Origin of the sequence: Nocardioides agariphilus (assembly GCF_015352445.1) — a bacterium.
Classification (GTDB): Bacteria; Actinomycetota; Actinomycetes; order Propionibacteriales; family Nocardioidaceae; genus Nocardioides; species Nocardioides agariphilus.
This window is the reverse complement of the sequence record NZ_JADKPO010000044.1, coordinates 1-21044: the sequence shown is the minus strand read 5'-3', so window position 1 is coordinate 21044 and position 21044 is coordinate 1. Positions and strand designations below refer to the sequence as shown.

At 67.7% G+C, this 21044-nt stretch carries 21 protein-coding genes and 2 tRNA genes; 6 read left to right on the top strand and 17 right to left on the bottom strand.

The genetic code is table 11. The features are described 5' to 3' along the window. Positions 1-11: 11 nt before the first annotated feature. The 4 genes from ISU10_RS21165 to ISU10_RS21150 form a co-directional block, all read right to left on the bottom strand. Positions 12-929 carry an AMIN-like domain-containing (lipo)protein gene (locus tag ISU10_RS21165; protein ID WP_194698437.1) on the bottom strand — a complete coding sequence of 306 codons (918 nt, stop codon included), beginning with the start codon at positions 927-929 and terminating at the stop codon, positions 12-14. Between the two features lie 103 nt (positions 930-1032). Further along, on the bottom strand, positions 1033-1512 hold the full coding sequence (locus ISU10_RS21160; protein ID WP_194698436.1) for a methylated-DNA--[protein]-cysteine S-methyltransferase: 480 nt from the start codon (positions 1510-1512) through the stop codon (positions 1033-1035). A 1-nt stretch (position 1513) separates the two neighbouring features. After that, positions 1514-3022, bottom strand: a complete 1509-nt coding sequence (locus tag ISU10_RS21155) for a DNA-3-methyladenine glycosylase 2 (protein ID WP_306442257.1) — start codon at positions 3020-3022, stop codon at positions 1514-1516. A gap of 32 nt (positions 3023-3054) precedes the next feature. After that, a complete protein-coding gene (locus ISU10_RS21150) occupies positions 3055-6192 on the bottom strand; it encodes an ATP-binding protein (protein ID WP_194698435.1) in 3138 nt (1045 codons plus the stop codon). Between the two features lie 109 nt (positions 6193-6301). Here ISU10_RS21150 and ISU10_RS21145 point away from each other — a divergent pair, with 109 nt between their 5' ends. The 4 genes from ISU10_RS21145 (at position 6302) to ISU10_RS21130 (ending at position 9069) form a co-directional block, all read left to right on the top strand. Beyond that, positions 6302-6682, top strand: coding sequence for a cupin domain-containing protein (locus ISU10_RS21145; protein ID WP_194698434.1), 381 nt, complete (start codon positions 6302-6304; stop codon positions 6680-6682). Positions 6683-6901: 219 nt separating this feature from the next. Then, positions 6902-7528: a class I SAM-dependent methyltransferase gene (locus ISU10_RS21140; protein ID WP_267239215.1), complete on the top strand. Its 627-nt coding sequence runs from the start codon at positions 6902-6904 to the stop codon at positions 7526-7528. 18 nt (positions 7529-7546) lie between these two features. Further along, entirely contained in the window at positions 7547-8596 is a 1050-nt protein-coding gene (locus ISU10_RS21135) for an alpha/beta fold hydrolase (RefSeq protein ID WP_194698432.1), read from the top strand. Between the two features lie 191 nt (positions 8597-8787). Further along, entirely contained in the window at positions 8788-9069 is a 282-nt protein-coding gene (locus ISU10_RS21130) for a hypothetical protein (RefSeq protein ID WP_194698431.1), read from the top strand. Positions 9070-9146: 77 nt separating this feature from the next. Here the strand turns inward: ISU10_RS21130 and ISU10_RS21125 are convergent. From ISU10_RS21125 to ISU10_RS21105, 5 genes are all read right to left on the bottom strand, one after another. Next, positions 9147-9219, bottom strand: a tRNA-Glu gene (locus ISU10_RS21125). Positions 9220-9333: 114 nt separating this feature from the next. Continuing rightward, positions 9334-9405, bottom strand: a tRNA-Gln gene (locus tag ISU10_RS21120). A 34-nt stretch (positions 9406-9439) separates the two neighbouring features. Beyond that, positions 9440-10426, bottom strand: a complete 987-nt coding sequence (locus ISU10_RS21115; RefSeq protein ID WP_194698430.1) for a CPBP family intramembrane glutamic endopeptidase — start codon at positions 10424-10426, stop codon at positions 9440-9442. 16 nt (positions 10427-10442) lie between these two features. After that, positions 10443-11924 (bottom strand): glutamate--tRNA ligase, encoded by a 1482-nt coding sequence (gene gltX / locus ISU10_RS21110; protein ID WP_194698429.1) that lies wholly within the window; start codon positions 11922-11924, stop codon positions 10443-10445. Then, the gene (locus ISU10_RS21105) at positions 11921-12730 is read right to left on the bottom strand and encodes a fumarylacetoacetate hydrolase family protein (RefSeq protein ID WP_194698428.1); all 810 of its coding nucleotides are present in this window, start codon (positions 12728-12730) and stop codon (positions 11921-11923) included. Before ISU10_RS21105 ends, gltX begins: the two co-directional genes overlap by 4 nt. Before the next feature lie 45 nt (positions 12731-12775). On the opposite strand from ISU10_RS21105, the gene ISU10_RS21100 reads away from it, so the two are divergent. Further along, positions 12776-13558, top strand: coding sequence for a 3-methyladenine DNA glycosylase (locus tag ISU10_RS21100; protein WP_194698427.1), 783 nt, complete (start codon positions 12776-12778; stop codon positions 13556-13558). Between the two features lie 87 nt (positions 13559-13645). Here the strand turns inward: ISU10_RS21100 and ISU10_RS21095 are convergent, their stop codons facing one another. The 7 genes from ISU10_RS21095 to ISU10_RS23700 form a co-directional block, all read right to left on the bottom strand. Further along, positions 13646-14077 carry a hypothetical protein gene (locus tag ISU10_RS21095; protein ID WP_194698426.1) on the bottom strand — a complete coding sequence of 144 codons (432 nt, stop codon included), beginning with the start codon at positions 14075-14077 and terminating at the stop codon, positions 13646-13648. A gap of 169 nt (positions 14078-14246) precedes the next feature. Further along, a complete protein-coding gene (locus tag ISU10_RS21090; protein ID WP_194698425.1) occupies positions 14247-14735 on the bottom strand; it encodes a hypothetical protein in 489 nt (162 codons plus the stop codon). Positions 14736-14742: 7 nt separating this feature from the next. Further along, the gene (locus ISU10_RS21085; RefSeq protein WP_194698424.1) at positions 14743-15270 is read right to left on the bottom strand and encodes a hypothetical protein; all 528 of its coding nucleotides are present in this window, start codon (positions 15268-15270) and stop codon (positions 14743-14745) included. After that, the gene (locus ISU10_RS21080) at positions 15263-15706 is read right to left on the bottom strand and encodes a hypothetical protein (RefSeq protein WP_194698423.1); all 444 of its coding nucleotides are present in this window, start codon (positions 15704-15706) and stop codon (positions 15263-15265) included. Before ISU10_RS21080 ends, ISU10_RS21085 begins: the two co-directional genes overlap by 8 nt. 342 nt (positions 15707-16048) lie before the next feature. Beyond that, entirely contained in the window at positions 16049-17125 is a 1077-nt protein-coding gene (locus tag ISU10_RS21075; protein ID WP_228501600.1) for a YaaC family protein, read from the bottom strand. Between the two features lie 202 nt (positions 17126-17327). After that, positions 17328-17624 carry a hypothetical protein gene (locus ISU10_RS21070; RefSeq protein WP_194698421.1) on the bottom strand — a complete coding sequence of 99 codons (297 nt, stop codon included), beginning with the start codon at positions 17622-17624 and terminating at the stop codon, positions 17328-17330. A gap of 181 nt (positions 17625-17805) precedes the next feature. Beyond that, the gene (locus ISU10_RS23700) at positions 17806-18240 is read right to left on the bottom strand and encodes a very short patch repair endonuclease (protein WP_370865768.1); all 435 of its coding nucleotides are present in this window, start codon (positions 18238-18240) and stop codon (positions 17806-17808) included. A gap of 74 nt (positions 18241-18314) precedes the next feature. On the opposite strand from ISU10_RS23700, the gene ISU10_RS21060 reads away from it, so the two are divergent. Then, entirely contained in the window at positions 18315-19433 is a 1119-nt protein-coding gene (locus ISU10_RS21060; protein WP_194698446.1) for a hypothetical protein, read from the top strand. Between the two features lie 45 nt (positions 19434-19478). On the opposite strand, the gene ISU10_RS21055 is transcribed toward ISU10_RS21060, so the two are convergent. Beyond that, the gene (locus ISU10_RS21055; RefSeq protein WP_194698419.1) at positions 19479-20873 is read right to left on the bottom strand and encodes a DNA cytosine methyltransferase; all 1395 of its coding nucleotides are present in this window, start codon (positions 20871-20873) and stop codon (positions 19479-19481) included. Positions 20874-21044: the final 171 nt, after the last annotated feature.

The following is a 21044-nucleotide window of genomic DNA, read 5'->3' as shown; positions in this document are numbered from 1 at the left end:
GCCGCGGTCGGCTACGGGTTGAGGCAGTCGGGGATCGAGTCGCTCGGACCGGTGGGATCCGCGGTGTGCCCCGACGGGTCGTAGATCTTCACCCAGTCGACGCTGGCGAACTGGCGCAGGGTCGGCGTGATCTCGCCCGCGATGGTGGCGGTCGACCCGTCGCTGCTGCACGCTCCGACGAGCCGCACCCGGGCGATCTTGTTGCCGATGCGGAGGTTGGCGAAGTCGCGGGCGTGGGAGCGCAGCAACCGGATGTTGTCGGCCTGCTCGCTCGGCAGCGGGCCCGCGAACAGGCGGTCCATCACGCCCACTGCGGGCGTCCTGCTCGGGACCGGTCGCTTGCGTGCCACGAAGAACGGCTCCTGGTTGGCGATGAACGCGTCCACGTCGAAGAAGTAGACGTCGCGAAGGACGGTCGGGAACGCGGCCCGGATGTCGACGACGACCCGGCTCCGCGCAGGCTGCTTACGGACCACGAACGAGGTCTGCTTGGCCAAGCCGACGCCGTAGGTCGTCACACCCTCGAAGCGGCCGGAGTGAACCGCCGTCATGACATTGGGCAGCGGGAAGGCACGACGCCGGGCAGCTGTGGTGGCACCGGTGGTCTCTGTCCCGTCGAACGCGACCTCGAGCACGGCCCGGCCCGCGATGCGCACCTCACGCCCCGAGCCGTCGGCGATCAGCCTGCCGACGAAGCGCGCCCGCACCTCGGCGGGCATCCCGCCCTGGAACTCGAAGACGACCCGGTCGAACCCGGCACGGTGGCTGGCCCGCACGTCCACCAGTCGAGGCGTCGCGGACACCGACGAGGACGTCGCGGACATGGCGGCAGGGGACGCGGACGCGGGCGCGACGACAGCGAGCGACCCACCCAGCACAGCAGAGAGGAGGCCGGCGCTCAGCGCCGCCTCCACGCGCGAGATCTTCATGGCATACCTCCCCCGTGCCCGAACTTCTCAGGCCACCCGGAAAGCCTAGGCACGCCGGGCTGGACGCAGGAGGGCCAATGGTCCCGTCATCGCCGGATCTTGCTCAGAACAAGGCGTCCTGCTCGAGCTCCAGCAGGGTCTGCTTGCGCTCGATCCCGCCGGCGTAGCCGGTCAGCGTGCCGTCGGCGCCGATGACGCGGTGGCACGGGATGACGATCGGGATCGGGTTGGAGCCGTTGGCCAGGCCGACCGCGCGCGAGGCGGCGTTGGACTTGCCGAGGCGACGCGCGATCTCGCCGTACGACGCGGTGTCGCCGTAGCCGATCATCAGCAGCTGGTCCCAGACGGACTTCTGGAACGCGCTGCCCACCGGGGCCAGCGGTAGGTCGAACTCCTTGAGCTCACGCTCGAAGTAGGCCCGCAGCTGGGCGACGGCCTCGACCAGGACCGGGTGGTCGTCCTGGCGAGCTCCACGGGGACGGCCGTCGTGATCGCGGAACGGTGAGAACTCGATCGCGGTGATCGCGCCGTCGTGCTCGACGATGCGCAGCTCGCCGACCGGGCTGTCCATCAGGGTCCACATGTCAGTGCTCCTCGGGTTGCCCAGACTGGTGCTGGGTGAGAGTAGAGGTGGTGAGACTTCGCCACAGATGTGCCTGGGCGTAGGAGCGCCAGGGGCTCCAGGACTGCGAGAGGTCGTCGGCCGTCGCGGGATCGCGACCCAGACGCAGCAGCGCGTCCCTCGTGCCGGTGTCGGAGGGCAGGAAGACGTCGGGGTGTCCGAGCGCTCGCATGGCGATGTAGTCGGCGGTCCACGGACCGATGCCGGGGATCGCGAGCAAGGCCATGCGCGTGTCGTCGCGACCGGCACCCCGGTCGAGGACCACGTCGCCATCGGCGAGAGCTCGAGACAGGGCGATGAGCGCTCGACCACGCGAGCCAGGCATGGGCAGGTCGTGAGGGTCGAGTGATGCCAGTGTCGTCACGTCGGGGAACAGGTGGGTCAGCTCGCCGTCGGGCCGGGCGACCGGCTTGCCGAGTTCGGCTGCGAGGCGCCCGGCGATCGTGCGCGCAGCGCCGACCGTGACCTGCTGACCCAGCACGGCGCGGACGGCAATCTCGTTGCCGTCGACGTGACCGGGAACCCGCAGCCCGGGCCGCGCGCTCACGAGCGAACCAAGGAGTGGGTCTCGCGCGAGCGTCTCGTCGACGGCGACGGGGTCGCAGTCAGCGTCGAGGAGACGCCGCACGCGCTCGACGCCGGCAGTGGTGTCGCGCAGGTCATCGAGCGCGAACGTCGCGTGCACGAAGGCCGTCTGCGCGGGTGCGTCGTGGTCGTCGACCTCGATGCGCACCGTGCCGGTGCCGTGGGGCAACGACAGGGTTCGCGCGTACCAACCCTCGCCGGACGTCTCGACCCCCGGCACCGCGCGCAGTGAGAGGAACGCGAGCAGGTCGCGACCGGCGTACGGCGTGCGCACGGCCAACCGCATCGTCACGGTGCCGGTCGAGGAATGGGCGCCACCTCGACGGCCGCGCAGCTCGCTCGGCGAGAGGGCGTAGACCTCCCGGATCGTGTCGTTGAACTGACGGATGCTGGCGAAGCCCGACGCGAACGCGATCTCGGCGAACTGGAGGTCGGTGGTCTCGATCAGCACGCGGGCGGTCTGCGCCCGACGAGCCCTGGCCAGGGCGAGAGGTCCGGCCCCGAGCTCGGATGTCAGCAGGCGGTTGAGGTGGCGCGGCGTGTAGCCGACGCGGGCAGCGAGACCCTCGACACCGTCGCGGTCGACGACCCCGTCGGAGATCAGCCGCATCGCGCGGCCGGCGACGTCGGCAGCCACGTCCCACTCCGGACTGCCCGGAGTCGCGTCAGGCAGACACCGCTTGCACGCCCGGAACCCAGCCGCCTGGGCGGCCGCGGCGGTCGGGTGGAACTCCACGTTGCGCAGCGCCGGGGTGCGCGCCGGACACGACGGACGGCAGTAGATGCGAGTCGTGCGGACCGCGATGAAGAAGACGCCGTCGAACCTCCGGTCGCGCGAGGAGACCGCGCGGTAGCAGGCTCCGCGGTCGAGCTTCATCATCGCCATGCGTTCATCCTGCCTGTCGCCACCGACAGTCTCTAGCGGGATTCGGACACTGCAGAAAGTGCCACCAAACGCTCGCGTCCGAGCTGCACTCCCCCGGCGTCCATCCGCTCGAGCGCCGCGCGCGCCAGCTCGGGCGTGCGCGGGTCTCCCAACGCCGACGCGACCTCGGCCTCCGCCCAGCGGGCCTCGTAGTGGCCCAGCGGCGGGCCTTCGGCGAGCGCGCGGCGAACGTACGGCGGCGCCTGCGCCACGGATCCGCTCGCCACCAGCACCAGCGCAAGGCGAGATGAGGCCCAGCTGGCGAACAGGCCCAGGTTGTCCGACAGCCCCAGTGAGTGGGTGAACGCCTCTCGCGCGGCCTCGAGGTCGCCCTGCTCCTGGGCGGCGATCCCGACGGCGCGCCATCCGGTCGCGGTCCACCCACGGTGGCCGATGCGCGTCGCGATGGCCAGCGCCTCGGCGGCGTCCTCGGCTGCCTCTGCGTGTCGTCCGAGGGCGGCGAGCACCTCGGCCCGGTGCCAGCTGGCGAAGGACTGACCCTCCGCATGGCCGAGGTTCCGGGCGAGCTCACGGGCCGCCGTGACCAGCGGCAGGCCCTCGGCACCACGTCCGCCGAAGGACAGCGCGTGACCACCGGTCGATCGGGGTGTGACCACCCTGACCAGGTCCCCGGCGTCCTCGAAGAGCTCCGCGGCTCGACGCAACGCAGCCCCACCTTCGGCGATGCGGCCGTCGAGGAACTGCGCCATTGCCCGCGCGTCTGCGATCCGGGCCATCCCGCCGGTGTCGCCGAGCCGCTCGTACAGCCCGAGCGCCATCGCGGCCCGGTCGGCTGCCCGTTGGGGGGCCGCGAGGTTCATGTCGAGGATCGAGGCGACCTCGAGAGCACGGGCACGGGTCGGCCCGTCATCGCCGGCCTCCGCTACCGCCAGCTCGGCCAGCTGAGAACCGCGGACGATGTCGTCGGCTCCGAGGGCGAGCATCGCCAGACGCGACAGCAGCCTCGCGTGGTCGGGGCCCGGTGGCCACAGGGCCAGCGCCTCCTGCATGTCTTGACGAGCACCGGCGATGTCACCGCTGCGATGGCGAGCCTCACCGCGGGTCTCGTGCAGCACGGCCCGCACCGCACCCGGTGGCTCGAGGGCCAGGCCCATCTCCGCCAGCACCGTGGCCTCGTCGTCAGCGACGGCGTCGAGAGCGTGCTGGGCCGCCAGCGCATAAGCGCGTGCTGCACGCTCCATGTCGCCGGCCTCGCGCAGGTGGTGAGCCAGCAGCGCCGGGTCGTCGTGCGAGGCGAGCGCACGCGCGAGGCTCGCGTGGTGGCGGACCTTCTCAGCGGGGTCCAGATCGTCGGCCACCACTTCGGTGACCATGTCGTGGCTGGGGGCCCAACCGTGATCGCCGAGCCGCACGAGGTTGTGGCGTTGCAGCCGTGTCAACACGTCGAGGACGTCGGGCTCCGCGGACCGCACGGCCTCGGCCAGCAGCCGAGCACTGCTCTCCCGACCGAGCAGTGCGAGCAGCGCGAGCAGGTGGCGGTCCGCCTCCAGCTGCTCGGCTACCCGCGCCCGGATCGCTGTGCGCTGGCCCTCAATCGCCAGCTCGATCGCGCGACCCGGGGCATCCGACGACACCGACACGACCCTGCCGTCCGGCGCGGGCTTGGCGAGGCCGTCGGCCACCAGAGCGCGCAGCACTTCCGACACCGCCATCGGTGTGCGGTCGGTGTGGCTCGCGATCGCCGCCCCGACCATCTCGTCTGCGACCAGGTCGCGCAGCGAGGACTCCGTGAGCCCGCCGAGAGAGACTCGCAGGGCGACGTCACGTCGGGCCAGGAAGGAGGCGACGTCCACACGTTCGGCGGCCTCGTCGGGCCGGAAGGCCAACACCACACCGGGATCTGGGCCACGTCCGACAAGTGCCTCGAGCACCTCCAGACTGCTCGGATCGCACCACTGCACGTCGTCGACGGCAACGGCGGCATCGACGGCGTCGACGAGACGCAAGGCGACCTGGACAAGCAGTGCCCGTCGGCTCTCAGGGTCAGTCGTCGCACCGCCTCCCTCCAGCTCGGGAAGCAGCCACGCGAGGGCGGCATGCATCGGCCGCGGCATGCCGACGAGGAAGCCGATGTCGCGTGCGAGCACGTCACGCAGCAGCGAGCGCAAGAGGCTCCACGGCTCAGCCGACTCGGCGAGGTAGGCGCGGGCCCTGATCAACGGGACATCACGAGCCAGTACGTCGAGCAGGCGCGACTTCCCGGACCCGGAGACTCCGCTCACCATCACCACGGAGCCCTGGCGACGGGTGCTCGTCAGGGCCCGACGCAGGTGGGCAAGCTCCTGCTCACGACCGACGAACGCGAGATCGCCCAGCGATTGACCCGGCTCATGACCTGCCCCGCGTGGTGTGCGCGGCTTCGCCGCGGACTCTCGCGACGGGAGTCGCCGGAGCAGGCTCTGATACAGCTCGGACGCCTCTGGCGACGGGTCGACCCCGAGCTCCGCGGCGAGCAGCCTGCGGTACTCGTCGTAGGTCGTCAGCGCCGCAGCACCGTCCCCGGCGAGCGACTGGGCCCGCATCAGGAGCACGACGGCCGCTTCTCTCAGCGGCTCTGCCTCCAGCGCGCGGCTCGCCATCTCGACAGCACTGTCGGCGTCACGATCCGCGAGTGCCCCAGCAGCGACGCGTTCGAGAGTGTGCTGCCGGGCCTGGGTCAGCTGGCCGCGGAACTCGGCGGCCCAGTCGTCGTACGCCTCCTCGGGGAGTGGGTCTCCTCGCCACCACGTCAGTGCCTCGATCAGCTGGGCGACCTCGTCGGGGCGGCCCTCCGCAGCCAGGAACAGTTGAGCATCCACCACGCAGCCTGGACCGTCAGCCAGCGTGTAGCCGCCTTGTCCGGTCACGATCAGCCTGGAGTCGCCCAGGGCGCGACGGGCCCTGGTGACCAGGACCTGCAGGTTGGCGACCGGGTCGCCTGGCAGTCGGTCCGGCCAGAGTGCGGCCGCGAGCACGTCGTTGCTGACGAAGCGCCCCTGCCGGCTCGCCAGGATCTTGAGGAGGGTGCGTACCTTGCGGCCGCCGAACGCCGTCGGCGGGATCTCGGCTCCGTCCTTCAGCACCGCGAATCGCCCGAGCAGCCGGACCTCCACCTGAGTGCTGCCGGCCACGGACCCAACCTGTTCGAACTGCAGGAAAACCGCAAGGCGTGATTCCTAACGTCCTGGCTACGCCGGTGATCCGGCACACCACGCAGGCATCACGAACAGGGAGAGAACCATGGAGACCAATCAGCTCACCGGTCAGCAGATCGAGCAGCGCGACTTCGCCCGGTCCGACGAGGTCCGCACGTTCGAGCGGGGGTACGCCGAGATCCTCAGGGTCGGCGGCATGGAGATCGGCCGGCTCGTGTTCCAGCCGGGTTGGCGCTGGTCCGAGCACGTCAAGCCACTCGCGGGCACCGAGCTCTGCGAGGCCCCGCACTTCCAGTACCACCTGGCCGGCACGCTGCGCATCCGCACCGCAGACGGGCAGGAGTTCGACGCGACCCCGGGTCAGATCACCTCGCTGCCGGCCGGTCACGACGCGTGGGTCGTCGGTGATGACGACGTCGTGGTCGTCGACTGGTACGGCGCGAGCCACTACGCCGAGCAGCACTGACCTGGCGGCGCGGGTCCGCGCGACGTGCAGGCGGTGTGATGGCCGATTCCGGCCATCCGCGAGATGACCGGTTCGCGCGATGTGCCATCTCCTGCTGGCGGGTGGACTGGAGCTCCATCACCAGTACGAGAAGGAGATCCACCAATGAAGGCCACTCCGTGGCAGCGGCTGGGAGCCGCTCTGTATGACCGAGTGCTCGCGGAAGGAGAGCGCCGGACCATGTCCCGTCTCCGCGAGGAGGTGTTGTCGAGTGCACGCGGCGACGTGCTCGAAGTCGGCGCCGGCACCGGGCTCAACCTCGGGCACTACCCGACCGGGCTCCGGCGCCTGGTGCTGACCGAGCCCGTCTCGCCCATGGCGGACCGTCTGAGGCGGCGCGCGGACGACCACGCCGCTGTCGAGGTCGTGCAGGCCGCGGCAGAGCAGTTGCCCTTCGAGAACGCGAGTTTCGACACCGTCGTCTCCACCCTGGTGCTCTGCACCGTTCACAACGTCGAGGCCTCGCTCTCAGAGGTGGCTCGCGTCCTCAAGCCGGGGGGCCGGCTGCTGTTCATCGAGCACGTCCGTGCCGCGGACGAGACGTTGGCTCGGCGTCAGGCACGGTGGGCAGGGGCCTGGTCGGCCTTCGCCATGGGGTGCCGGTGCGACCGCGACACCCTCGGCTCGATCCGTGCGCAGTTCGACGTCGGGGAGCACTCGACCGCCGCGTGGCACGGGATGCCGTCGATCGTCCGCCCGCTCGTCCTCGGTGTGGCAGTGCCCTCCCGCGAGCTTCGCCACGGCTCCTGGGACCACCATGTCTCCCAGCACCTCTCCCAGCACGCAGCAGCGACGCTGCAGGCCTGACCTTCCTAGACTCAGCCCGTGACGAGCGACGAGCAGCACGTCCAGCACGCGACCGTCGACGGGCGACGCGTTGCCTACGCCGTCACCGGCGCAGGTCCGCCGCTCGTGGTCGGGGGTTGGTGGTCCAGCCACTTGGGAGTGGACTGGCACAGCGCGAGGTTCCGGCAGTTCCTGTCGCGGCTAGGGGCCTCGCACACCGTCGTGCGCTACGACCGTCCAGGAAGCGGACTCTCCGACACTGGTACTCCGCCAGTAGACCTCGACGAGGAGGTCGCCGTACTCCTCGGCCTTGCGGACGCGATCGACCTGGACCGCTTCGCCCTGCTGGGGGCCAGCTCGGGGTCACCCGTGGCTGCGGCCGCAGCCGCGATGCGGCCGGATGCAGTGACGGGCCTGGTGCTCTACGGCGGCTACGCCCGAGGGACCGACATCGCGCCGGCCGACGTACGCGAGGCCCTGCTCGAGGTGGTGCGAGGTTCTTGGGGGCTGGGCTCGCGGGTGCTCGCAGATGTGTTCGTGCCGGGAGCGGATGCCGCGGCTCGCGCCGAGTTCGCCCAGTTCCAGCGGACCGTGGCGACCCCGGAGCAGGCCGCGCGCGAGCTCGCCCATGTCTACGCGCTCGACTGCCGCGACCGATTGGGACTGCTGGGTGAGGTACGCACAGCCGTGCTGCACCGGCGCGACGACCGGGCCATCCCGTTCGCGCTCGGCCAGGACCTCGCCACCCGGATCCCCAATGCGGTCTTCGTCGAGCTGGCCGGCGACAACCACTTCCCCTGGCTCGGCGACTCGGCTTCCCTGGTGGACGCGACGCTTGCGCACCTGTCGGGCCGCGCCCCGCGCAGCCTTCAGGTCGCACCCGGGCGATCCCGGTCGGAGGCCCTGAGCTCGCGCGAGCTGGAGGTCCTGCGGCTCGTCGCTGCCGGGCGGACCGACGCGGAGATCGCTGCCGACCTGGTGCTCAGTCCCCACACCGTGCATCGGCACGTGTCCAACATCCGCATGAAGCTCGGCGTACCCAGCCGCGCAGCGGCCGCCGCCTGGATGGCGAGGCGTGGCCAGACGTGACACACGTCGCGTCCTGGGTCGGTCCCGGGAGTAACGCCCGGTGCGATAGTGACGTCATCAGCCCCCGGAGGTGAGCCATGGCGGTCCACGACTCAGAGACGGTCGGGCAGCGAGGACTCCTCGGTGTCCCACTCGCCTGGCAGCGGGGCTGGCGTTCACACTCGCCGATTCTGACGCCATACGTACTGGTCGTGACGCTGCTCGGGTGCGACGCGTTCAGGTCCCAACCGCTCCTCGGGGGCTGGGGCGAGGTAGCGGCGTTCGCCCTGCTGCTTCCCGGAGTCGTCGTCCTGTTGCCGGGCATCTACCTCGGTGGAGCGATCGCCTGGCAGCTACGCGACTCGATGGACGGACACCCGATGTGGCCGGTCACCATCGTGTTCACCGCGCTGTTCTTCGTCGCGGCCATGACCAACGGTTTGCTGGTGAGCTCGATCTGGACCTACCGGCGTAGTCCTGCCACCGGGCGCTGAGCCGAGCCGCCGAAGACGAGAAGATCAGGCCCGAGAAGTGGCACGAGGCCCGGCGTCTGGAGACCGGGCCTTCGTCGTACCCCCGACCGGATTCGAACCGGCGCTACCGCCTTGAGAGGGCGGCGTGCTAGGCCGCTACACAACGGGGGCGCGCTGCGCTCAGGATCGCTGAGCGCAACGAGGAGAGACCTTACTCAAGGACCGCGTGGGCAACAAAATCGCGGCCCCGGAAACCGGAACCGCGGTGCTGAGTCGATCGATGAGCTGGGGTACTAGGACTCGAACCTAGACTAACTGAACCAGAATCAGTCGTGCTGCCAATTACACCATACCCCAAGGAACACAGGCCTTCTGAGGGCCGCGCAGAACCTTACAGTCCGGCCCGGGGGCCGGCCAAAACGGCCGGCAGCACCGCGGGATCTGCCCGATCGGCGAGGCCCATCCGCTTGGCGACGGCATAGGCCAGGGCGAGGTAGACCAGCGACTGCGTGAGCGTAACGGGGATGCTCCACCAGCTGCCGCCCGTGGGATTGAGGGTCGATGCCATGTCGCCGAATGCGAGTGCCAGGCCGAAGGCGAGCCAGTTGTTGAGCACGTGCATGGCGATGCCGGCCTCCAGTCCCCCGGTCAGCACCACGAGGGTCGCCGCCACCAACCCGAAGGCGAACCGGTCGAAGAAGATCGGAGCGCTCTGCCCGAGTCCGTGCGCGCACCCGAAGAGGAACGCTGAGATCACCACAGCCACCCAGCGGGACCGGAACAGCCCACCGAACGCCTGCATCAGGTAGCCCCTGAACGCGTACTCCTCCCCCGCCGCCTGGAGCGGGGTCAACAGCACCAGCACGATCAGGAAGTCGCGCGTGGTGTCGGTGAAGTCGTTGAGGTGGCCGCTGAGCTCGGTGCTCTCCCCCTGCGCCGGCAGGACCGCCGAGACCACCAGCGTCGCGAACAGCGCGACCACCGACAGCCCCAGGCAGGCCACCAGGTAGCGCCACCGGATCCGCGGCCGCACCGACGCCAGCCAGCCCGGGCGAAGGCCGTGCACGACCCGCACCACGAACCACGTCAGCGGGATCGCCGCAGCCAGCGCGAGGTTGAGGTAGGCCAGCCCCAGCGGTGTCGGGTCGGAGAGGTCGAGCAGCCGGTCGGTGCTGGCGACCAGATCCTGTCCGTCGACCAGGAACCAGAGGGCGAACGGGAACAGCAGCAAGAACGGCGCGATCACGATCATCCCCGCGGCAACGGTGAGTACGCCGATCAGGTACCGCCACCAGCCGCTTCGCCCGCCCAGCAGCAGCAGGTGATAGGGCAGCCCGAGAGCCCGCTCGTACGCCGGCGGGGTCGCTGGCTGGGCCACGTCCGGGTCCGCTCCGTCAGCCCAGGGCCGCGGAGAGACGGCCGAGGCTGCGCTCGCGCCCGAGCAGCTCGAGCGACTCGAACAGGGGTGGCGAGACCTTGCGGCCGGTCACGGCGATGCGCACCGGCCCGAAGGCGTTGCGGGGCTTGAGCCCCAGACCCTCGACCAGGGCCTCGCGGAGTGCCTCCTCGATCGCAGCGGTGCTCCAGTCGGGCAGCGCCGACAGGGCGTCGTAGGCGGCCTTGACCACGCCGTGGCCCGCCTCGTCGATCTCGTCGACGCGCGCGAAGTCCGCCTCGTCCACGAACAGGAAGCCCAGCATCTCCACGCTCTCGGTGAGCTTGTTGATCCGCTCGGCCACCAGCGGCATGGCGGCATCGAGGAGGGCCTGCTGCTCGGCGGTCGGCGGGTCGGACACCAGCCCGGCGCCGGCCAGGTAGGGCAACGAGCGACGACCGATCTCCTCCACGGACAGCAGCCGCATGTGCGCGGCGTTGATGGCCTCGGCCTTCTTCATGTCGAAGCGTGCAGGGTTGGGATTGACGTCACGGATCTCGAACGCCTCGACCATCTCCTCGATGGAGAAGATGTCGCGGTCCCCGGAGATTGCCCAACCCAAGAGGGCCAGGTAGTTGAGAAGGCCCTCGGGCAGGAAGCCGTTCGCGCGGTAGTTGAGCAGGTTCCCCTGCGGGTCGCGCTTCGACAGCTTCTTGTTGCCCTCGCCCATCACGTACGGCAGGTGACCGAACCGTGGGACGGTCTCGGCGATCCCGAGCTCCACCAGCGCGGCGTAGAGCGCGAGCTGGCGCGGCGTCGACGAGAGCAGGTCTTCGCCACGAAGCACGTGGGTAATCCGCATCATCGCGTCGTCAACCGGGTTGACCAACGTGTAGAGCGGCTGGCCGTTGGCCCGGGCGACCGCGAAGTCGGGCACGTGCTCGGTCTGGAAGGTGATGTCACCACGCACCAGGTCGTCCCAGGTGAGCTCGCCATCAGGCATGCGGAAACGCACGACCGGCTGACGTGCCTCGGCCCGGAAGGCGGCGACCTGCTCGTCGGTCAGCTCGCGGCAGAACCCGTCGTACCCCTGCAACTTGCTGCCTGAGGCCTTGCGGCGCGCGTCGACCTCCTCGGTCGTGCAGTAGCAGTCGTAGGTGTAGGACGTCTCGCGCAGCCGGGCCAGCACGTCGAGGTAGATGTCCGAGCGCTCGGACTGGCGGTACGGCGCATGCGGGCCGCCGATCTCCGGACCCTCGTCCCAGTCGAAGCCGAGCCAGCGCATCACCTCGAGCAGCAGCTGGTAGGACTCCTCGCTGTCGCGGGCCGCGTCGGTGTCCTCGATGCGGAAGACGAAGTCGCCGCCGTGGTGTCGCGCGAACACCCAGTTGTAGAGCGCCGTCCGCGCCAGGCCGACGTGGGGGTTGCCGGTCGGGGACGGGCAGAACCGCACCCGCACCTTCCCGTCGGGGGTCGGGCTTGTCGAGACCACGTCCGTCATCGTGATGCCACCTTGTTCGTGAGCGTGCCGAGACCGGCGATCGAGACCTCCACCTCGTCGCCGACCTGCATGGGACCGATGCCCTCGGGCGTGCCGGTCAGGATGACGTCGCCGGGCAGCAGCGTCATGGCTGCGGTGATGTGGGCGACGAGCGTGGGGATGTCGAAGATCAGGTCCTTGGTGGACCCGTCCTGCTTGAGGTCGCCGTTGAGGTAGGTCCGCACCGACCTCCCCTCGGCGAAGTCGTGGGGATCGAGGTCGGTCTCGATCCAGGGGCCCAGCGGACAGAAGGAGTCGAAGCCCTTGGCCCGGCTCCACTGCCCGTCGGACTTCTGCAGGTCGCGCGCCGTGACGTCGTTGGCGATCGTGTATCCGAAGATCACGTCGGTCGCCTGCTCGGCGGGCACGTCGCGGCAGATCCGTCCGATCACCACGGCCAGCTCGCCCTCGTAGTCGACCCGCTGCGACTGACGCGGGTAGAAGATCGGGTCACCCGGGCCCACGACGGCGGTGTTGGGCTTGAGGAACATCAACGGCTCCTGCGGCACCTCGCTGGCCATCTCGGCAGCGTGCGCGGCGTAGTTCTTGCCGATCGCCACCACCTTGCTGCGCGGGATGACCGGAGCCAGGAGCCTCACATCGGCCACCCGGTGCTGCTCGTCGAGCGGCTTGATGCCGGCGTACATCGGGTCGCCCGCCAGCGTGACGATCATGGCGTCCTCACTGAGCTCGCCGTGCTCGTCGAGGTCGCCCGCGACGACGCCGTAGAGGGGGTCGTCACCCGTCGTGAACCTGGCGATACGCACGTCCCGACCCTACCGACGGCGCGTATCCCGCCTAGCATCGGCGGCATGGAGACGACGACCCGCGAGGCCTCGCACCGTGCGCGCCTCGCGCCGTACGTCGAGCCCCACCTGGCCCGTCGTCGCGACGGGTTGAAGCACCCCGTCCACGACTTCCTCTTCACCTACTACTCCTTCAGCCCGGCGAAGCTGACGACCTGGCAGCCCGGCTGGCCGGACAGCGGCACACCCGAGCAGCTGACACGTCTGCGTCCGTTGATCCGTGGCATCCGGACCCTGCTGGTGGCGACGATGAGCAGGCCCGCGCACACCGGCTGCTTCGGGCTGCACGAGTGGGCGATGGTCCACGGCACCGACTCGACCCGCCACGACTGGCCGCTGCGCCTCGGAGGTGTGGGAACCGACGAGGTCGTCGAGTCGCACCGCATCGCGTGCTCGCACTTCGACGCCTACCGCTTCTTCACTCCCACGGCTGTCGGGCTCAACACCCTCTCTCCAGGCCGCGATGACCGGGCGGCGTACGAGCAGCCCGGTTGCCTGCACGCGACCATGGACCTCTACGGCAAGGTTGCAGTCAGGCTGGTGCCGATGATCCCCAGCGAGCTCGTGGCAGACGCGTTCGAACTGGCTTGGGACATTCGCATCCTCGACATGAGGGCTTCGCCGTACGACCTCAGCGACCTTGGCTACTCCCCCGTCAAGATCGAGACCCCAGAGGGAAAGCGCGAGTACGTCGATGCCCAACGAGCGTTCATGGAGCGCGGGGCTCCCATTCGCCAGCGACTCATCTCCGAGTGCGAGCGACTTCTCGCTGCTGCCGAGCCAGAGTGAGTTCGCTTAATGCCAATTATGGGTACGTCAGAAAGATTGGAGAGCAAAGGTTGTTGCACCGCCTCCTTCGAACCGTGGCGGATGGGCTCAGTCAGTGTGCTCATCCAGCCATTCACGGCAGCGTGCCCCGCTCCAGGTCGAGATGGGATCGGGCGGCTTTACGTTGAACTTGGCGTCTACAGCAGGATTGATCCGACCCGACCGAGCTGCTTCTTGATACGACTGCATGCTTCGAAAGTAGGCGAGCGGAACGCCGACTGTGAAGGTGACCACGACCGGGTTCGCGCTACGACTGTTCCACGTCTCGGCCTCGCGGATGCCCCGCGCTTTGGCGACCATCACGACCTGCTCGCGCAGGGTCTCTACCGTCTCGGCGTGGACCCTCCGTGTGGTCTGCTTAATCGACTTGACCCGGTTGCGCCGCCATGGGCGCCACCGGGCCAGCAGGACGCCACCGACGCTGACGATCCCCAAGAGGATCAGGTCAGCGATGAGGTTCCCGAAGATGTTCTCGAACACAACGAGATGTTCCCACTCGCGCATGCCTTCGGCCCGTCAGGGACAGGTTCCCAAGGCGTGCGAACACGACCTTGTCGGCAACAGCCCGCGTCCGCCCCAAGCCCTTGGCGGCTGCGGCATTCGCTTTCGGTCCATGACGGGGAAAGATGGGCAGATCGTTCGCTCAGGCTCAGTCGAGCGTGGCCAAGTTGATGATGTCGATTGGCTTGCGGCTCCGCACCGTCTTTCCTGTCGCGAGCCTCACGTAGCCGTACACGTCTCGCACGCGGTTCTCCTCGGCAGCCTGAGCGAGGGTGACCGGCTCCAGTATCCATGTTGTCGCTTCACCATCCGCGAGCCGGTACGGGGCTCGATCGCCATGCCACGAGTCGGCGGGCATCATCCCGAGCGGCGCCTTCTTCCACTCTCTCCCGGCTCGAAACGTCGTTCCGGCGTCGAGGATCGTGACGGGCAAGCGACCGACGTTGCTGGCATCGAGGGAGAGCGCCCACGTCAAGCTGCCACCGGGGCCGCCGATCGGAACGAGTGCATTGGCGACCGTGACCTTGATGCGAGGCCCAGCGATCAGCAGGCCCCAGACTTGCGTCGCGAGGGCAGCCACGCCGGTCACTGCGCCTACCACGGCGATCACCAGTGTTGAGACTTCCAGCGCGCTCATCGGGCCGTCACCAAGAGGCTGCGGTGCCGCAGGTCGGGCAGTTGTCGGCTTCGTAGGCGGGGTGCTCGGAGCACGGGTTGTCCACGCCGACGGTTGACCGCACTTCGGCTCCAGGATGCTTCTCAATGAGGGCGCGAACAGCCTCGAAGTTGTCAGTGATCGGCGTGGGGAAGATGCCCAGCAACTCGCCCTCCCGACTCCGAACCTCGTAACGAGTGTGCATTGACTTCCACGTCCCATCGGCTTGCGCGACCATCCGCTTCGGGTTGTACACGCGCTCCAGCATCTCTTCCTTGGTCGGCGCAGTGGGCCAGACGTGCCCTCGTTCCAGTGCTTCGTTGACGTTGCACTCGGCGTGTGCTGGACCGAGATAGTCGTCGGGACCTTTCGTGTGGTCGTGGGCAAGGTGCCAGTCCGAGTTCGGCTCGATCCGTCGAGTCGGCATGATGCACACTCGCTCAGCGCACTCACCGCCACCAGCAGCCCGAATCTTGGCGTCCCACTCCTTCCGCAGCGCCCGGTGCAAGTCATTCATCGGGGCCGCGATCCTCGAACCGCGAGTGCATCTCGCCCTTGCCCTCGTCAGACGCCATGATGCCGCGTCGCTGGAGCGACGCAATGACCTTGGAGCCCTCGGGGGTGGGTTCCATGCCTGACGGGTGCAGTACCTCGACTTCGTAGTGCTCCCGCAGGTCGGATGCCAGCAGGAGGGCGACGTGCTGCCGCTTGAAGGGTTCATGCGTCGTGAACTGAGTCGTGCGAACGACGATGTTTTCCTCCGCGTCTACGGATACGCCGAAGCTCAGGTCGCCGGCGGTCTCCCGTGTGCCCTTCTTGGTCGCGGTCACGGAGCCGATCTTCGGTCGCTTGGAGTTCGGGTCGGGTTCGGAGATATGGGTCTCGAAGACCCGCCGAGCGGCTTCGATGTCCTGAAGCGTCTCCCTGTCGTCTCCACTGTGCGCTGCGCTCATCCGTCAGCCCTTGTCCGTCCCGAGCGTAGGGCCATCTCGCTGCCTGCCAGACCACTCAGGTTCGGGTCGCCCACGTAGTCAGCGAGGAAGCGGCGGATGGAGTCAGAAAGGCTCTCGCCGTTCTCAGCGGCCGTCTCCTTGGCTGCCTTCCAGAGGTCATCGGAGACCCTGACCGGGCGCGTGCGGGTCGCTGAGCGGTCTCCCTTGCGAGTGTCTGGCTTCGCTGGCATGTCGTCCATCATCGCGTGTCGTAGCCTCGGGGCAGGGGAGCACTTGGCATCTATCCATGTCGTCGTCGACTGTCCCACGAGAGTGCTGGGATGCACTCTTGGCCGGTGTCGATCAAACAACGGTGGCGTGGGTGACGTCCTGCTGAATGAACTCGGAGGCCAAGAGGTAGAGCAACTGGTTCGGCTGGGTTGCCAAGAACTCCGTGAAAAAGGCTCCGTGCTCGCCGTTGAGGTTCTCAAGAAGTTCGACGGGCTGATATCGGGTCAAACTCCCAAGCCAGTACGTCGTCGCGTAGATGGAGTACCAATGAGGGAGGCGCACTTCCCCTCCGGCCGACAAGTAGACGTAGAACTTTCGGTAAGGAGGGTTGGCAATCACTGTCTGCCACAGCCGCGAACGCAATAGATGAACAACGTCCATGACCTTGTCGGCTGGACGGTCGGTGTATCCGACTGGCACCGACTGCTCGAAGGTCAGGATCTCGGCATTGTCGCTGTCCTGGACGATGTCAAAGTCGGGGCTGAAAGAGGCAGCGTCGAGCGTTTCCTTGTGCCCGCGCCCCTGGGCCTGCAAAGTATCTCGTCGGAACTTCACAACAGACCAGATTTCCTTGGTTCCCGGATCGTGACGAAGCTCGATCCCTGAGGTGGCCAGGAACCGCTCCTTCCGAGCGTCGGCTCCAGTGCCGACGGCCTCACGCCACATTCGATGGGCCACTACGGATTGAGGGATGATGTCGCGAACCGGCAGATTTCCGCGGGGCGCCGGAACCTCTTCGATCGCTCGGTGGAGTTCATCGACGGCGGAGGGGAGTGTCGGACGAGTCGCAATACACGCGAGTTCAGCTGTCGACACGTCGTGTCCCGCGGCACCTGAGGCTCCGATGCCGTGATGAACCTTACCCACCAAGTTGGGCCGTCCTCTGACGATTGACAGCGCCTTACCAAGGTTGAGGAACGAGTAGTAGTAGAGCAGCGGCCGTGTCTCGATCGTTGCTGCCCGCTCAGCGGCAGTGAAGTACTCCCTCGCCTGCCGAACGAAAGAGCTCGCCGCTTCCTGCTCCCGTCCAGATTGGACATGCTTGCGGACGCCTCTGGCGATCACGCCCCATGGCTCCGCCGCGTACAAGATCGAATGAGCACCCCAGCGCCGTGTTGTCTTGCGCATCATGAAGAACGAGAAGGGCAACTCCCGATTGGACACGACGTGTGAGTCCCCGTTGCGTGCTGGCCTGTAAGGCATGCCGCGAGTATGCACAACGGGACCGCGATCCATTGCGATCGGTCAGCCGAAACCACACGTGGGCTTCTTGTCCCGGTCCCCACACGACTGTCTAGCCGGGGGTATGACCCCACGCGCAGGGGAGCATCACCGCCACGTCATAGCAGCCTCACAGTCCGCCTCGATAGGCATAGACGGTCCCGTCATCGCCCACGTCACCGAGGCTCATCTGTGTGCGCTCGCGCTCGGTCTCGTACTTGCGCACCAAGTCCGCTCGCAGGAAGTGGTAGAGCGCCCCTGTCGTCGTCGCCTTGGCATCCAAGCCTCGGTGATCGCACAGGACAAGGGCATCGTTGGCGATCTCGTGCTGGCGCTTCTCGCGGTCCTCGTCCAGCCACCAGATGCGGCCAGCAAGGTTCTTGGACAGCCGTTCGATCACGCTGTCGCGGTCTTCGGGGTCGATCAAGGGACTCTCCTTCGTCTCGTTGTCGATGTGGGAGACGAAGTGGCTCGTCCCTCACCGTCCTCTCGTGGTGCGGCGCGGAGTGAGTCATCGGGACTCACTTGCTGGAGATCGAGCCTGTGCTCGATCAGGTGTTCTAATCATACCGGAATGGTGCAGTTCGTCCAGGACGATGCACCGACACTCATTCGCGAGCGACGGAGTGGGCGACCAGCTCCACGGCCTCCGCCACCGGGACGTGCTCCCAGATGCGGAGCACCGTCCAACCGGCCTCCCGGAGCGCGGCATCCTGCTCGCGATCACGCGCGACGTTGCGGGCCAACTTCGGTGTCCAGTACTCGGCGTTCGATCTCGGCTGAGTGCCGTGCTCGGGACACGAGTGCCAGTAGCAGCCGTCCACGAAGACAGCGACCTTCGCCTTGGTGAACACAACGTCGGGCCTCGCCTTCACGGCCCCCCGGTCTAGCCGGAAGTCCTTGCGGAAGCGGAGTCCGGCAGCGTGCAGAGCGGACCGAAGTGCCGTCTCCGGCTTGGTGCCAGTCCCCCGGTTGCCCTGCATGGTGCGTCGCACCGCTGCGCTCGACGGTGGGGGCGGCGCGGGGATGCCGTGGCTGTTCACGTCATCAAGTGTGCAGCGCCGACACGTGCTGCGTTCGCGTTGATCCTGGCCTACCGTCTGGCAGGCTCGCCCACATGGCAGGGAACGCGCACTCGACGGCACAAGAGCGGCGGCGCATTGCCATCGAGTCTCTGTCACGCGAGTTGTCCACCGAACCATCGTCGGCCTCGATGCGCCTCGCGTCGATGCTCGGCCAGAGCCGTCCGATGATGGTAAGTGCGGACATTGACGGCTTGGTCTCCGCGACGATGCTTGGGTCGGTCGCCCCGAACTTCGAGATTGTCGCCTTCTCTGTCGGCTCGGCCACGTGGCTCGTGCATCCGAGTGTCCAGCTCGGCCCACCAACCGATCTCTTCGGCGTTGATCTTTTCTCGGCGCACCACGACAACGTGAGCAATCACGTCATCAAGTGGGGCCAGAAGAAGATCCAGATGATGCCCGTCCGCGACGCCTTCGCTCAGTGGGACGCGCTCGTGGATCTCATGAGCAAGACGATGCTCCTCGCGGTGCCCTCGATCTGGGCCAACACGCAGGGCGGCTACGAGGAGGCAGGGCGAGCCGATGCCGCGACCTACAAGTACCCGCTCGGGACTGCGCAGATCCTTCTCGCGATGCTTGAAGCGGCAGGACACGCCCCGAAGTTCTTCGACCGGACCTACTTGCCGTGGCTCGTCGCCAACTGTGACGGTGGCGTCTCGACCTACGCGAAGTACGCGGACAACGCTCGCGTCTGGTGGCCGGTCATGGCGGGTGCAGTCGGCCCCGGCAGTCTCACGGAGCAGGTCTTCGAGCTCGTAGACCGGGCTCGCCCTCACGACTTCCTTGATGCCGTCCACAGGCTCGACCGAGAGCGTCAGGCGTCGGGCTCCGCGCCGTGGCTCAACGACAAGTGGAACCTTGCCGGCCAGTCGGTCGCAGTCCTGAAGGACGCGCTGACGTGGCTCACAGATCTCACCGGCTGGCGAGACCCCGTTCGGGACGGCATCGCGAACTTGGACACCTGGGTCTCACTGCCGACGACCGCAAGCGCGTTGGTGTACTACACGAGCACAGGCCCCGCGACTGCGCTGAAGGCCAAGGACGACCCCATCAAGGCGTCAGAACTGATCCTCGGCGCTGAGGCCGCGTTGAACGCGAACTTCTACCACGGCGGTCAGACCGGCTCCCGCTTCAACTGGATCGGTGGCTGGTGAGTCGATAGTCAACCGCCAGAGGGTTCCGACGCGGAACCTTCGTCGCTACCGGACGGTGGGCTTCATCTTCTTCAGGATCTCGTCCGGCGACAGCGGTGCCGCTTGGACTGCCTCCATGAGGCTTCGACCGGCCTTGGTCCGCTTCAGAACATCAGCGTCTCGCTGGACGTGCTCGCGGAGCACGTGCCACACCGCACCGACGTTGACCCCGTTCCCCATCTGCTTGTAGGTCGCAGCGGGACGCTGGTCACCGAAGTCATACCAGTCGGGGAGTCCCTGAAGTCGTGCCGTCTCGCGGGGAGACAGGCGACGCTCCCTCGGGCCGATGATGCTCGTCTGCGTGATCGCCACCAAGGCTGGGAGGTAGGTCGAACGCTTCGCACGGATGCCCGAGGGCCGGAAGTGCATCACGGTGTCCCAGAGACTCCCCGTGTCCTGAGCCTGCCACTCCAACTTCCGCCGCGAGGGCGGGAAGTCGGTGTAGACGCTCCACTTCTTCGCCCAGCGGTCGATCCACGGACGATGCAGGGAGTAGAGGTCGTAGTTCTTCGCCAGATGCCCTGCCTTCCACTGCGGCAGGTCAGGGTCGGCCTCCATGAGGTCGCGGCACTCCGGCACGAAGCCGAACTTCTTCACAACCTTGTCGTAGCCGGTCCAGGCGTCGGCCCAGATCGGGAAGCCGGGTGGCCGGCGCCCATCGGTGGCCTCGTACCAGGTCTGCACCCATTCGTCCCACGCGTTGATCCACTGACGCTCGGGATCAGTCAGGTTGCATCCGTCGATGTTGTGGGAGTCGTCCAGAAGGTCTTCAAGGTGCCACTCCTGCCTCGGGTCCCAGCCGTCGATGCTGTTGCTCGGAAGGGCCACAGGAAGGACTGGCAGGTCGTCACCCATACCTGTCGGGTTATGGGTCGCTGTGATGAAGACGCGCTCTCGGACCTGCGGTCGTCCACCACGCTCAGGCGGAAGAAGGTGAGGGGAGAAGATCGCAGGCGTCTCAGAGACGCGGTAGCCCTCATCTCGCAGCGTCTCGATGATGACCTGCCACTCATGCGCGTGGCGCGGTCCCGCAAGGTTGCGAACGTTCTCCAAGAGGACAACCTTCGGCTTCCGCTTCGTGATGATCTGGAGGATGTTCCAGTAGAGCGTGCCCCGGGTCTCGTCCATGCCCCTCTGCGCGCCGGACTTGCTGAACGGCTGGCACGGGAAGCCTGCGGCCAGAACCTCGTGAGCCGGGACGTTCATCACGTCCTTGTTGGCGTCCTTGGTGATGTCACCGAGCGCCCTGTGACCCCAGTTCCGCTCGTAGACACCGGCAGCGGCCTTGTCGATCTCGACCGCGTACACGCACTCCCCACCGAACGCCTTCAGCGCGGCATGGAAGCCTCCTACCCCGGCGAAGAGGTCGATGAAGCGGAACGCCGGAGCCGAGGTAGTCATGCTCAGAAGCTTATCCCGCGACTGGTCTCCCCCGTGGCACATTCTCACGTGTCGCTCGATCATGTGTTCGAGCTAGTGCTCCGCGTGGGAAATGGTCATTGGGTTGCTGGGGTGAAATCATGGCGGCATGGTGAACCCTGCTGCTCCCGCATTGGTGTTGCGTGATGGTGA

Coding starts and splice junctions, on each gene's coding strand:
- ISU10_RS21165 (WP_194698437.1), bottom strand. CDS start 929: ATGAAGATCTCGCGCGTGGAGGCGGCGCTGAGCGCCGGCCTCCTCTCT.
- ISU10_RS21160 (WP_194698436.1), bottom strand. CDS start 1,512: ATGTGGACCCTGATGGACAGCCCGGTCGGCGAGCTGCGCATCGTCGAG.
- ISU10_RS21155 (WP_306442257.1), bottom strand. CDS start 3,022: ATGGCGATGATGAAGCTCGACCGCGGAGCCTGCTACCGCGCGGTCTCC.
- ISU10_RS21145 (WP_194698434.1), top strand. CDS start 6,302: ATGGAGACCAATCAGCTCACCGGTCAGCAGATCGAGCAGCGCGACTTC.
- ISU10_RS21140 (WP_267239215.1), top strand. CDS start 6,902: ATGTCCCGTCTCCGCGAGGAGGTGTTGTCGAGTGCACGCGGCGACGTG.
- gltX (WP_194698429.1), bottom strand. CDS start 11,924: ATGACGGACGTGGTCTCGACAAGCCCGACCCCCGACGGGAAGGTGCGG.
- ISU10_RS21100 (WP_194698427.1), top strand. CDS start 12,776: ATGGAGACGACGACCCGCGAGGCCTCGCACCGTGCGCGCCTCGCGCCG.
- ISU10_RS21090 (WP_194698425.1), bottom strand. CDS start 14,735: ATGAGCGCGCTGGAAGTCTCAACACTGGTGATCGCCGTGGTAGGCGCA.
- ISU10_RS21085 (WP_194698424.1), bottom strand. CDS start 15,270: ATGAATGACTTGCACCGGGCGCTGCGGAAGGAGTGGGACGCCAAGATT.
- ISU10_RS21080 (WP_194698423.1), bottom strand. CDS start 15,706: ATGAGCGCAGCGCACAGTGGAGACGACAGGGAGACGCTTCAGGACATC.
- ISU10_RS21060 (WP_194698446.1), top strand. CDS start 18,315: ATGGCAGGGAACGCGCACTCGACGGCACAAGAGCGGCGGCGCATTGCC.
- ISU10_RS21055 (WP_194698419.1), bottom strand. CDS start 20,873: ATGACTACCTCGGCTCCGGCGTTCCGCTTCATCGACCTCTTCGCCGGG.